The sequence below is a fragment of the Vibrio sp. 1CM8B genome (assembly GCF_023161685.1).
Taxonomy (GTDB): domain Bacteria; phylum Pseudomonadota; class Gammaproteobacteria; order Enterobacterales; family Vibrionaceae; genus Vibrio; species Vibrio coralliirubri.
This window is the reverse complement of record NZ_JALNTU010000019.1, coordinates 1-12,562: the sequence shown is the minus strand read 5'-3', so window position 1 is coordinate 12,562 and position 12,562 is coordinate 1. Positions and strand designations below refer to the sequence as shown.

Here is a 12,562-nt window from a genome sequence, read left to right as displayed (position 1 = left end):
AAAACAGAAGCTTCGTGTTGAGCTATCCTTGCTATTCCTCTGCCTGATACGTCCTTGATATAGGCATTATGACGAGCCTCTCATATTACTGGAAATTCTAAAATTTCATTTTTTATTCGAAAAGCTGATAAGGAATTTGATTTATCGATAAGCAGGTGAAATGAATGGACTAATCTTATCGATATCAATTGTGCATTGATTGAGCAGGTTTGGGAGGCGTCTTGCAGAACACCATAAAGTAATCGATCTAAGTCACGAATTAACATTCGTTGTAATCATTGTTTCATTGCATTTTGTTACATTACGCAACGAATTTTCTACTATCCACTTTGGAGCTACAAAATGAAAGTTGCAATGAAACCTTTGTCATTGGCTGTACTTGCGGGTCTTGGTTTGACTCTAGCAGGCTGTACAACAACACCAGATACCGATGAAGTGATTAAACTACGTGTCGTAGAGACAACGGACATCCATACCAACCTAATGGATTACGATTACTACAAAGACAAGCCATCGAAAAAAATCGGCTTAGCACGTACTGCAACTCTAGTAAAAGAAGCTCAAAACGAAGTAACCAACAGCGTATTAGTTGATAACGGTGACTTGCTGCAAGGTAGCCCAATGGGTGACTACATGGCAGACAAAGGCATCGAAGCGGGTGAAGTTCACCCTGCATACAAAGCTATGAACCAGCTAAGCTACGACGCTGCAAACCTAGGTAACCACGAATTCAACTACGGTCTTGAGTTCCTAGAAGAGTCAATCAACGACGCTGATTTCCCGTACATCAGTGCTAACGTTTACGACGCAAAAACCAAAGAACACTACTTCACGCCTTACATCATCAAGACGCACACGTTTGAAGATACTGCAGGCGTAGAGCATGAAGTAAAAGTCGGCTACATCGGTTTCGTTCCACCACAAATCATGACGTGGGATAAGAAGAACCTTGAAGGAAAAGTGATCGCTCGCGATATCATTGAGACGGCTAACGAGTTAGTACCTCAAATGAAAGCGGAAGGCGCTGAAGTTATCGTCGCTATCCCTCACTCAGGCGTATCAACGGACCCATACAAAAATGGCGAAGAGAACTCAACGTTCTACCTATCTGAAGTAGACGGCATTGATGCAATCGCGTTCGGCCACTCTCACGCAGTGTTCCCAGGTAAAGGTTTTGATGACATCCAAGGCATCGACAACGAAACGGGCACAATGAACGGCGTTGCGGCAGTAATGCCAGGTCGTTGGGGTAGCCACGTTGGTGTTATGGACCTAACACTTGCACAAAAAGACGGTAAGTGGGAAGTCGTTAAAGGCCAATCAGAAGCGCGCCCTATCTACGACAAGATCGAGAAGAAATCGCTTGCTGCAGCTGATGAAGGCATCGTAACAGCACTAGAAAAAGACCACGCAGGTACTCGTGAGTTTGTTAACCAACCCATTGGTAAAGCAGACGACGTGATGTACAGCTTCCTGTCTCTAGTACAAGACGATCCAACAGTACAGATTGTTAACCTTGCACAGAAAGATTACGTTGAACAGTTCATCCAAGGTGACCCAGACCTAGACGGTACACCAGTACTTTCTGCTGCTGCGCCATTCAAAGCGGGCGGTCGTAAGAATGACCCAGCGAACTTCACTGAAGTTGAATCTGGCCAACTGACATTCCGTAACGCAGCTGACTTGTACCTTTACCCGAACACGCTAGTTGCAATGAAGGTAACAGGTCACGAAGTAAAAGAGTGGCTTGAGTGTTCTGCAGGTCAGTTCAACCAAGTGGATGTTAACTCAACGGCACCACAACAGTTGATCGAGTGGGATAACTTCCGTACTTACAACTTCGATGTTATCGACGGTGTTGATTACCAAATCGACGTAACTCAACCTGCTAAATACGATGCAAACTGTAAAGTGGTTAACCCTGATTCACAGCGTATTGTTGGCCTAACTTACCAAGGTAAGCCAATCGACATGAAGCAAGACTTCCTGATCGCAACCAACAACTACCGTGCATACAGTGCTAAATTCCCAGGCACAGGTGAAGGTTTCATCGCATTTGATGCACCAGATGAGAACCGCACTGTTCTTGCAAACTACATCTCTCGCGTAAGCAAAGAGCAAGGTCAAGTAAGCCCAACGGCTGACAACAACTGGTCATTTGCACCAATCAAAACAGATAACAAACTAGATATCCGCTTTGAAACGTCGCCAAGCGAGAAAGCAGCAGAGTTCATCAAAGAGAAGGGTCAATACCCGATGAAACGTGTTGCGACTGACGATGTTGGTTTCGCTGTTTACCAGATTGACCTAACTAAATAGATTGCTTAAGTAATCCATAGTTAACCTTCTAAAGGCTGAGTTTAACGACTCAGCCTTTTTTTCTTCTCAATATTCACTCCAAAACCTTAGGTTTCTAACCCTTTATCATCCTCTGATTCTGCACCGAAACCGCATACCTCAAACCACTCATTGCATTCAATCAGCACAAAAAAGCGCTAATTGTCTGTAAGTTTTTCTCTGCTCCTCGTGTCTATTTAATTTACTACACTCAATGAATGGTCATTAAGCCATTCATCTATAGGATAGAAAAGGACATTTGATGAGCACGGTCGAGAGCATTCAAGCATGGTTACATTCAGGGGAGGAGTCGTTGCTATGGCTGATGCTTGGCATTATTGCGCTTTCTTACCTGCTTGAAGATCTTGCGATTGTTACCGCTGCCGGTTTAGCCACGCAAGGGCTCATTCTTCCTCAATATGCGCTGCTTGCCATTTTCATCGGTATTGCTACAGGTGACTTAGGTCTCTACTACTTAGGAAAATCAGGACGTTACTTCCGAGGCGTTCGATATAAAGCCCTCACCAATAAGTACTTTCGTTCGCTTCGTACCAAATTACGCCAAAACGCATTCAGCAGCCTTTTTGTTATCCGCTTTATTCCTGGACTACGCACCGTTGGTTTTACTCTGAGTGGCTTTTTCGCCATCCCAATGCCTACTTTCTTATTTGCCGTCATCAGCGCAACTGCGCTCTGGACTGGCATTGTCTTCTCTGCCATCTACTATTTAGGGACATCAGCCTGGCTGCAAGCCTCTGAATATCAATGGATCATCATCCCGTGTGCCATCGTTTTGCTGTTTATCGGCAATCGATTAATGAATAAAACCTACTCTAGAGGGCTATCATGAGTTCACCGCAAGATATTCGCATCATTCCCGCACATCAAATTAATGCAGGCATGCCTCTACTTGAAAAAGATACCGTGCGCAGTGTCTCTCCTTATGAGTTTCTTCCGACTTGGTTTTTCTACACGCCAGTGGTCATTCAAAGCCTGATGCAAGGGTTACGGCACTTTGACTGGGCACTTCCGCTCATCGCCAATCCAAGCATTAAGTTAAGCGGCATGGTAGGCGAATCAAAACACGAGATATTGAGCCTTGCCGGATCTTCAAGTCAGCGTTGGATCTCACCGTTTATTACCCTAACCAAAACGGATCTTAGCAGTAAAAAACAAGCCGAAGATGCGCGCAGCGCACTCATCCAGTCGGATCTTGATTTCCCAATCGTGGCAAAGCCGGATCTTGGCTGTCGAGGTGTTGGAGTAAAGCTGATCAACAACCAAGATCAACTTGAGCAATATGTCGAATCTTTCCCAAATAATGCTCGCTTTCTACTGCAGAAAAAGGCGCCTTATCAAGCGGAAGCGGGTGTTTTCTATGTTCGTTATCCAAACAAAAAGCAAGGTGAGATCATCTCGATCACACTCAAATATGCGCCAATGGTGATGGGTGATGGCAAGTCGACACTCAAACAGTTAATTGAAAACAGCCCGCGCGCAGGGCAACTCAGCCACCTCTATTTGCCAAGGCATGAAGATAAATTGGATCAAGTGCTCGCAGAGGGCGAAGAGTTCCAACTCGCGTTTGCAGGCAGCCATAGCCGTGGCTGTATCTTCCGAGACGGTAATCAATACATCACTCAGGCTCTAACAGAACGCTTAGACGAGATATTCGACGACTTCGATGGCTTTCACTTTGGTCGACTCGACGTCAAGTTTAAAGACATGCACAGCCTAATGAACGGTGAGGATTTCACGATTCTTGAGGTCAATGGCGCAAGCAGTGAGGCTGGACATATCTGGGATCGCAACACCCCATTACGAGAGATATTTTCTACGCTACTCCTGCAATACCGCATTCTTTTTGATATTGGCGCTCAGCAAAAACAACGAGGCCACCAATCCCCTTCTTTCAAGAGCTTATTTGCGGCGTGGCAAGAAGAGCGACGTCTTGTTCAACAATATCCGACTACCGACTAACTTTGCACGAGGATCATGAATGAACCCCATAGCCCAACCGAGCGCCCTTACTTCTTTCTCTCCTAGCATCAAGGGAGCGGTAGAGATATTGAATCAGGGTCTAGAGTTTTTGTTAGCGATTTCTGACAGCGATTACCTAACACGAGCAAAGCCACACGTTACAAGCTCTATCGGTGAACATACTCGTCACACACTGGATCTTTTTCACGCCTTGATTTTAAAAGAGGATGAGACCGTTGATTACAACACTCGTCGTCGTGGTCATCCTGTCGAATACGACCGCTCTATTGCAGTCAAAGAGATCCACTATGTGATCAACTGGCTTGAACGATTAGACCGTCGAGATCTCGAAGCGCCTATCATGATCCAAACTGAGGTTTCGATGGACGCTCAAGTGTTCGCAAGCCTGCCTTCAACGCTCGAAAGAGAGGTCACCTTTGCCGCACTGCATGCCAATCATCATTACGCGATGATCAAGGTGATCACCACCTTCTTAGATATTGAAACCTGCAATACCTTTGGTTATGCCCCAACCACCAACAGCTATCTGAGGGAGCAATAATCATGTGTTCAGTATCTTGGCTGCTTGAAGAGAATGGTTATCAGGTCTTTTTTAATCGTGATGAACAAAAGACGCGAGCACTGGCAATGCCACCCAGACAATATCGAGTCAACGGTGTCGATATCATCATGCCACTCGACCCAACTGGCGGCGGTAGCTGGATAAGCATTAATGAGTTCGGGCTTTCGCTGTGCCTACTCAATAACTATCAAGGCACAGTACCTGTTGGGCCGTTAGTCAGCCGCGGTTTGCTACTTAAAAATCTATCATCGAGTCGTAATATCAGTCAGCTCTCTGAAGCATTTCACAAGCTAGACCTACACTCTTTTGCCCCATTTACCTTGCTGGCTTTCGCGCCCAATCTAACCCAACACAATGGTCTGGTTATCGCCTACATGTGGGATGGTATTCAACAGCAAATAGTCGACACTGATTCTCCACTGTTCTCATCCGGTGTTGATTTAGAGCGAGTGCAAGCCTACCGACAAGCAAAATATGATCAGCTCATGGCGGCAGGTAAGAATCAACAGAACTTACTGATGTTCCACTCTCACCATCACAATGAGCAACCTCATTTAGCGACCTGTATGCATCGCGAAGACGCACATACCGTGAGCTTTACACACTTACGTAATCTGCATGGCCAAGCCTCTATGTTTTATGCGCCCGGCTCACCATGCGAACCCATTAAACCATGCCAGATAAATCAGCAACGCTTTACCTTTGATTTATCACCCGCAATCAATCTATAGATGGAGTCCATCATGAGAAAACTATTAACCATGGTTCTGCTACTTGTTAGCCCGTACGTATTTGCCGCCGATGAAATCTACACTGGTTTCTTTAGCAGTAAGGCGCTCGATGGCTACGATACCGTCGCGTATTTCACTTCCGGTAAGCCCATTGAAGGCAGTAAAAAATTCAGCACTGAGTACAAAGGCGCGGATTGGTATTTCTCTTCTGAAAAGAATCTGACTTTATTTGTTAATAATCCTGAAAAATATGCCCCTCAATATGGTGGCTATTGCGCTTGGGCAGTATCAGCGAAGAGTGACTTTGCACCGGGTGATCCACATCAATGGACGATTGTTGATAACAAGCTTTACCTCAACTACGACCAAGAGATTAAGCAGCGTTGGGAACAAGACCAAGCACAGCATATTCAACAAGCCGATAAAGTTTGGCCGCAACTGATTAAGTAAGGGAATAACGATGACATTTACTCCAGCCAAACATACCCCTGCGGCATTTATCGCGTTTGTGTTTATTCAGTCGCTGTTCTTTAAGTTCACTGGCTCATACGAGACAGAGCATATCTTTGGCACGCTCGCGACATGGTCAGGGCTCAGTTGGTTCGGCTCGTTTGGCGGCTACTTGATTGGATTCGCTGAATTGATAGCGGCCATTTTGCTGTTCACGCGTTGGCATGGCCTGGGTGCCATCATGAGCGTGGGGATTATGAGCGGCGCGATATTTTTCCACCTGTTTACGCCGCTCGGTATTCAGATGCCTGAGTTCAATGCAGCGGGTGAAATTGTCGGTTACGACGGCGGATTATTGTTTGGCATGGCATGCCTAGTGTGGTTATGCGGTGCGTTTTTAAGTGTAAAAGATTTCAAGAATCAAGACAGTTTCCTAAACAATTTTAGTCAATAAGGTAGCTTCATTATGATTGATAGTCCTTTTCGTTTACCACGTTACACGCCTTTTGGTTTAGGTGAGTCTGTTGTCGAGTGGGCAACTGGGCTATCTAAGCTAGACCGACTCTATCAAGATCGACCAAACGAGTTATCTAGCTTTGAATTCATGCATCACACCCTGTCGGCGCTCAATATCGACTACTCGGTTTCATCTGGCACCACAGAAAATATCCCAGAAGAAGGGCCAGTGGTGATTGTGGCCAACCATCCGCTTGGCGCAATCGAAGGCGTGATCCTTGCCGATCTCGTAGGATCAGTAAGGAAGGATGTGAAAGTGTTGGCGAATGAGTTACTTAAGCGCCTGCCGGAGCTGGATGATCTTTTCATCGGTGTCGATGTCTTTAATAGTAAAGAATCAAAACGCACCAATGCCAAAGCCATTCGAGACGCCAATCGTCATTTGGCTGATGGCGGACTGCTGATTGTATTCCCTGCGGGTGAAGTATCGAGCTACCGTAAAGGGGCAAAAACACTGACAGACATCGAGTGGAGCAAGTCGGTAGCGAAATTCGTCAAACGTCACCAAGCCACCACGGTGCCTATCTTTATCAATGGTAAAAACAGCGAGCTGTTCTACCAAGCAGGTCGTGTTCATCCACTATTAAGAACCGCTCTACTCGGCCGTGAACTTCTTAATAAACAGGCGACGACTATCTCTATCTCGATTAGCTCATCGATTCCGTATTCAGAGATCAAATCGTTTGAAAAAGAGATGGATATCGTCAACTACCTACGACTCAATACCTACCTAATGAGTCAACAAGACAGCCCGAACACGCCAATCCACGCCCCCTCTTTTGATACCCAAGTGATTGCGCCTATTCCACCAGAAGTGTTGGCAATAGAGGTCGACTCTCTTCCGGAAGAGATGAAGTTACTTGAGCAAGGGGACTTCGAGGTCTATTGCACGCCAAGCCAATCTATTCCTAACTTAATGCGCGAGATTGGTCGAGTAAGAGAAGAAAGCTTTAGAGAAGTCGGAGAAGGCAGCGGGCTTGCCTGTGATTTAGATGAGTATGACCTTTACTACCATCAACTGTTTGTGTGGAATAAAACCAAGGCAGAACTGGTTGGCGCGTATCGACTCGGTATGGTCGACAAACTCATCGCAGAGCACGGGCTTGATCAGCTCTACTCTCGTAGCCTGTTTAACTACAACCAAGAATTCATTGATACGTTAGAAAACAGCATTGAGCTTGGGCGATCAGTGGTAAGTAAGCCTTACCAAAAGAGCCTGAACTCACTGTTACTATTGTGGAAAGGCATCGCGACCTTTGTGTCTCGTCACCCTCAATACACCCATCTGTTCGGCCCTGTCAGTATCAGTAATGATTACAGCCACAATGCGCGTCTGTTGATCGCGACCACCTTATCAATCCATCACTACGACGAGGAAAAGGCGAATTTGGTTTCACCTTCATCACCTCTCAATACCAGCAGTCATGTGTTCTGGCAGAATCACCTACTCTCTTCATTAGCAAGTGTGCCTCTGCTCTCTAAAGTGTTAGCACGCATGGAGCAAGGTAAAGGCCTGCCGGTACTGCTGCGCCAATATCTAGGGATGAACGGTAAACTGGTGTGTTTTAATGTCGACCCATCATTTAATGATGCCTTGGATGGCTTGATTGTGGTGAACCTTAAAAAGGTACCACTGAAGACTCTGGGTAAATACATGGGTAGAGAACTTGCTCAAGATTACCTAGAGCAACACGCACGACGCTGATTTATCCTGCTCTGTACCTCTCTCCAAATAAGTGCGATGATTTCGGCACTTATTTGGGTTAGGTTATTTTCATGCACACCTCTTTTATCGAACAACTACAAAGCTTCGACTTCTCTGAAAGCCAGATTGAATCTCTAGTTGCTGTCGCCAAGCCACTTGAGTTGCCAACCAGACACATCTTGATCAATCAAGGTGAGATGGCGAGTTCAATCTACTTTGTACTTGAAGGCTTGTGCCATGCCTGCTACTTGACCAATGACGGTAAGCAATACAGTAAAGAGTTCTATTGGGAACAAGATTGGATCATCGGCTTTGAGAGTCTGATAAAAAGCCAAGCGTCCCCTTACCTATTAGAAACGCTGACTCCCATCACCATGTTAGAGCTGCCAATGAATGCGGTTATCGAGTGGCGTGCATCAAATAATCCTTTGTATTTAAAGCTGTTAGAAACACAACTGATGCATAAGGAAAACAAAGAACGCTTCATGCTGCTCTATACACCGGAGCAACGCTATCAGCTGTTCTGCGAGCACTATCCCGACCTTGAGCAGCGCTTGAACGACAATCAAATTGCAGCATACCTAGGAATAACCGCAATCAGCCTGAGCAGAATTAAAGGTCGAATTAACAATAGTTAATGCCAACAATCATCGCGCATAGTACATTCAGAGCATCGATAATCTCTGGATGTAAACATGATCACTTGGCACTCAATTCCCTTTTCTGAACTCTCAACACAACAGCTTTATCAACTACTTAAATTAAGAGTCGATGTATTTGTGGTGGAGCAAACTTGTCCTTATCCAGAACTCGACGGAAAAGATACACTCGTGGGTGTTGAGCACCTACTTGGCTATTCTGATGAAGAGTTAGTAGCGTGTGCACGTTTATTACCACCAGGTACGTCTTACGACAACACCAGCATCGGCCGAGTCGCAACCAAGCAATCAGCAAGAGGTGATGGCCTAGGGCATCAGTTAATAAAAGAAGCACTAACACGCTGTGAGGCTCTTTGGCCAAATACGGCCATTGATATTGGCGCGCAGCAACACCTAGAAAACTTCTATGCGAGCCATGGCTTCAAGACCATCTCGGATATGTACCTCGAAGATGACATTCCTCATATAGACATGAGATTAGAAAAATAATGACGAATATCACTGCCGGTATTCTATTGTTGGTTGCAGGTAACTTGTTTGCCTCGCTTTCCGACATAGCGGTAAAGCTGTTAAATGGCGAAGTACCGCCCTTACAGTATATTTTTTTCCGACAGTTGATATCTCTGCTCATCATCACCCCTTTGTGGCTACAACAGAAAAAAGAACAACGGCGCTTACAGCAGGCTAAGGTAACCTTCATTCGAGGTCAGTTAATTCTGATCGGCAGTGGATGCATGGTTGTGGCAATCACTCATTTATCTTTGGCAACCGCCAACGCAGTATTTTATGTCGCGCCTTTACTGATGTTGCCGCTCTCAATGCTGCTATTGAAAGAGCAACCGGCACTCGGCAAGGTTATCGCCACGACAGTAGGTTTTATTGGTGCATTGATTGTCTTGAGGCCATCACAATTTCATTGGGCAGCACTGTTTGCTTTGGGGACAGCACTCACCCTCGCACTATTCAATGTATTGGTAAGAAAGCTTCCTAGTGAGCAAACGGTGGTCACTACGCTGTGGTGGACAACCTTATTATCTATTCCAGCCTCATTAGTACTGTGCTTCTTATACTGGCAGCCGGTGTCTGTGGAGCACTTGGGATACATAGCCCTGAGTGCAACACTCATATTGAGCTACAACGGCCTTGCGGTTGCAGCCTATCAAAAAGCACACTCTAGCCAAATTGCCTTGGCTGAGTATTCAGGATTGGTGTTTGTGGCGTTAATAGGTGCGATATGGTTCGATGAGATTCCAGATACATTAACCTTTATCGGAATCATGCTTATCATCTTGCCACTCGCCCCTTTCAAGCGACCAAAAAAAAGAGCTAATGCTTAGCTCTTTTCTATCGTTTATCTGTGTCTAGCGAAGCGCTTTAACTCAGGCTCACTATTCATCTACTTACTGCGACCAAAGCCACCATCGGATAAGCGGAAGAACATCACCGAAGTGTCGCCTTTCTCTAGCTGAAGAATGTCCAACTGCCCAGTTTCAGCAAGTTTGAAACGAACCAGTTGGCCTTTACGAATCTGACTGAGTGGCTTATCTGCACCTTCAATACGCACTAACGCATTCAAGTCAGACAATGGCAAATCGTTGTTTCGAAAAACCTGCGCTAACGTATCCCCTTGCTTAACAAGGTACTCCTGCCAATTTTTGTTACTCGGTTCTGATGAACTGCTCTTGGCATTTTGCTGTTCGCTTAAGCCGACGGTGTTTATTTCAAGCTCAACGCGCGATGTTGTTGGAGCTGTGTCTACTTTAGGTTCTGGTAGCGGCACAAAAAGTAATATCAGTACGATCGGAGAAATCACCATCAACAGTCTTTGGTGTAACTTCGGCAATGAGCCCCAAGTTTGCGCTGTCGAGGTTTTCATTTTCTTCACATCGATCGAACTCAATTTCTCTTTGACCTGATTCAGTCGATCCTTGAATTCTGCTAAGTGGTCAACTTTCTGTTTTTTCTTTTGACGACGATTCATACCACTGCGTCCTATACATTGAATAACTACAGTATAAAAACCAAAGTACCAACAGTATAGATCTTTCCGTCACAACAAGGCCCAAAGCGAGAAAATTGACATGGCTGTGATTTGGGCACGGTAAAGCGCAAGTGATCAGGGACTAGCCGTTTCTTCACGCTGCTAATACTGGTATTCTTACCCTTTTCGTACTGACAAAAAGAGTGACTTTTCATGTCTGAAGTAAAATTTGAAACTGTAGAGCAAAAAGCTAGCTACGGTATCGGTCTACAAATGGGCCAACAACTTGCTGGTTCTGGTCTTGAAGGCCTAAACGTTGACGCAATCGCTGCTGGTATCGCAACAGCTCTAGTTGGCGACATGCCAGCTATCGAAGTTGACGAAATCAACAACGCACTACAAGAGCTACACACTCGTGGTGAAGCTGCACGTCAAGAACTAGCTAAAGCTGCTGCTGCTGACGGCGAAGCTTTCCTAGCTGATAACGCTCTTCGTTCAGAAGTAACAGTTCTTGAGTCTGGTCTTCAGTACGAAGTACTAACTGAAGGTACTGGCGAAATCCCAACTGCAGACAAGCAAGTACGTGTTCACTACCACGGCGAACTAACTGACGGTACTGTTTTCGACAGCTCTGTATCTCGCGGTCAACCTGCTGAATTCCCAGTAACTGGCGTAATTCAAGGTTGGGTACAAGCTCTACAAATGATGCCTGTTGGCTCTAAGTGGAAGCTATACATCCCTCAAGATCTAGCATACGGTGAGCGTGGCGCAGGTGCTGCAATCCCACCATTTGCTGCTCTAGTATTTGAAGTAGAACTTCTAGCAATTCTTTAATTTTTATAAAAACCTTTAGTAAAACAAAATACTATAGGCAAATAAAATTGAAATAATCCAACGGCGATGTCACTACATCGCCGTTTTTCGTTTATAGTGAAAGAGTAAATTACTTTATTACTTAAGGACGAATAATGAAGAAAGTACTCATCACAGTTTTAAGCAGCCTTGCTGTTGTCTCTTGCGCTAGCACGAGCGACTCTGAACAAACCAGTTCATCATCAGATACCAACTATTCCCAACTATCACAAACTGCACTAATGGCAGCAGTGAATATGTGGTCTCAACAGAACGAAACAACACCACTTGTGGATACGGTAGCTGACCAAGCTTCTGTTACCAGCGACCAAGCAGTTGGCGGTATTGGTTCAATGTTGGCCCTTGCACAAAACTCACTTGGCACAGCTGACAACAAAGAACTCGCAACGCTGATTCCGGGTATGTCGAGCCTTGAGTCTACAAGTCTATCATCGTTATTAAGCTCACAAGGTGCCGTTGAAAGTGCGTTTTCGGGATTAGGTATGGATCCATCAATGGTTACAACATTTGCGCCAATCATTCTTCAAGCACTGCAGTCACAAGGTGCAACGAGCGGCCTGATGGATTCGCTTGCAGCTATTTGGCAATAAGCGTTAGTTATTAATAGCTAGCGTAAAACCTGATAGGAGCACTTCGGTGCTCTTTTTTGTGCGTGGAAGAAAAGATATTTGAGATACGAGATACGAGATACGAGATACGAGATACGAGATACGAGATACGAGATACGAGATACGAGATACGAGATAC

Annotated in this window: 14 protein-coding genes; 13 read left to right on the top strand and 1 reads right to left on the bottom strand. The window is 45.3% G+C overall.

The features are described 5' to 3' along the window. The first annotated feature begins 342 nt into the window (after nt 1–342). From MSG36_RS22250 to MSG36_RS22200, 11 genes are all read left to right on the top strand, one after another. Nucleotides 343–2,319, top strand: coding sequence for a bifunctional 2',3'-cyclic-nucleotide 2'-phosphodiesterase/3'-nucleotidase (locus MSG36_RS22250; RefSeq protein ID WP_248369739.1), 1,977 nt, complete (start codon nt 343–345; stop codon nt 2,317–2,319). Nucleotides 2,320–2,599: 280 nt separating this feature from the next. Further along, nucleotides 2,600–3,187 (top strand): DedA family protein, encoded by a 588-nt coding sequence (locus MSG36_RS22245; RefSeq protein ID WP_248369737.1) that lies wholly within the window; start codon nt 2,600–2,602, stop codon nt 3,185–3,187. Beyond that, the gene (locus MSG36_RS22240) at nt 3,184–4,317 is read left to right on the top strand and encodes an ATP-grasp domain-containing protein (protein WP_050647058.1); all 1,134 of its coding nucleotides are present in this window, start codon (nt 3,184–3,186) and stop codon (nt 4,315–4,317) included. The genes MSG36_RS22245 and MSG36_RS22240 overlap by 4 nt, the downstream gene beginning before the upstream one ends. Nucleotides 4,318–4,336: 19 nt before the next feature. Then, a complete protein-coding gene (locus MSG36_RS22235) occupies nt 4,337–4,879 on the top strand; it encodes a DinB family protein (protein ID WP_248369736.1) in 543 nt (180 codons plus the stop codon). 2 nt (nt 4,880–4,881) lie between these two features. Beyond that, nucleotides 4,882–5,631, top strand: coding sequence for an NRDE family protein (locus MSG36_RS22230; protein WP_248369734.1), 750 nt, complete (start codon nt 4,882–4,884; stop codon nt 5,629–5,631). A gap of 12 nt (nt 5,632–5,643) precedes the next feature. Then, nucleotides 5,644–6,081, top strand: a complete 438-nt coding sequence (locus MSG36_RS22225; RefSeq protein ID WP_050622148.1) for a YHS domain-containing (seleno)protein — start codon at nt 5,644–5,646, stop codon at nt 6,079–6,081. Between the two features lie 10 nt (nt 6,082–6,091). Next, nucleotides 6,092–6,535, top strand: a complete 444-nt coding sequence (locus MSG36_RS22220) for a hypothetical protein (protein ID WP_248369732.1) — start codon at nt 6,092–6,094, stop codon at nt 6,533–6,535. 12 nt (nt 6,536–6,547) lie between these two features. Beyond that, nucleotides 6,548–8,302 (top strand): lysophospholipid acyltransferase family protein, encoded by a 1,755-nt coding sequence (locus tag MSG36_RS22215; protein WP_248369730.1) that lies wholly within the window; start codon nt 6,548–6,550, stop codon nt 8,300–8,302. 71 nt (nt 8,303–8,373) lie between these two features. Beyond that, the gene (locus MSG36_RS22210; RefSeq protein WP_048605962.1) at nt 8,374–8,940 is read left to right on the top strand and encodes a Crp/Fnr family transcriptional regulator; all 567 of its coding nucleotides are present in this window, start codon (nt 8,374–8,376) and stop codon (nt 8,938–8,940) included. 57 nt (nt 8,941–8,997) lie between these two features. Beyond that, entirely contained in the window at nt 8,998–9,450 is a 453-nt protein-coding gene (locus tag MSG36_RS22205) for a GNAT family N-acetyltransferase (RefSeq protein WP_248369728.1), read from the top strand. Further along, entirely contained in the window at nt 9,450–10,298 is an 849-nt protein-coding gene (locus MSG36_RS22200) for a DMT family transporter (RefSeq protein WP_248369726.1), read from the top strand. Before MSG36_RS22205 ends, MSG36_RS22200 begins: the two co-directional genes overlap by 1 nt. A 59-nt stretch (nt 10,299–10,357) precedes the next feature. Here the strand turns inward: MSG36_RS22200 and MSG36_RS22195 are convergent, their stop codons facing one another. Further along, nucleotides 10,358–10,942 carry a LysM-like peptidoglycan-binding domain-containing protein gene (locus tag MSG36_RS22195; RefSeq protein WP_048605967.1) on the bottom strand — a complete coding sequence of 195 codons (585 nt, stop codon included), beginning with the start codon at nt 10,940–10,942 and terminating at the stop codon, nt 10,358–10,360. Between the two features lie 213 nt (nt 10,943–11,155). Here MSG36_RS22195 and MSG36_RS22190 point away from each other — a divergent pair, with 213 nt between their 5' ends. Further along, nucleotides 11,156–11,776 carry an FKBP-type peptidyl-prolyl cis-trans isomerase gene (locus tag MSG36_RS22190; protein ID WP_008220519.1) on the top strand — a complete coding sequence of 207 codons (621 nt, stop codon included), beginning with the start codon at nt 11,156–11,158 and terminating at the stop codon, nt 11,774–11,776. A gap of 134 nt (nt 11,777–11,910) precedes the next feature. Beyond that, a complete protein-coding gene (locus MSG36_RS22185; protein ID WP_248369724.1) occupies nt 11,911–12,405 on the top strand; it encodes a DUF2780 domain-containing protein in 495 nt (164 codons plus the stop codon). Nucleotides 12,406–12,562 lie beyond the last annotated feature (157 nt).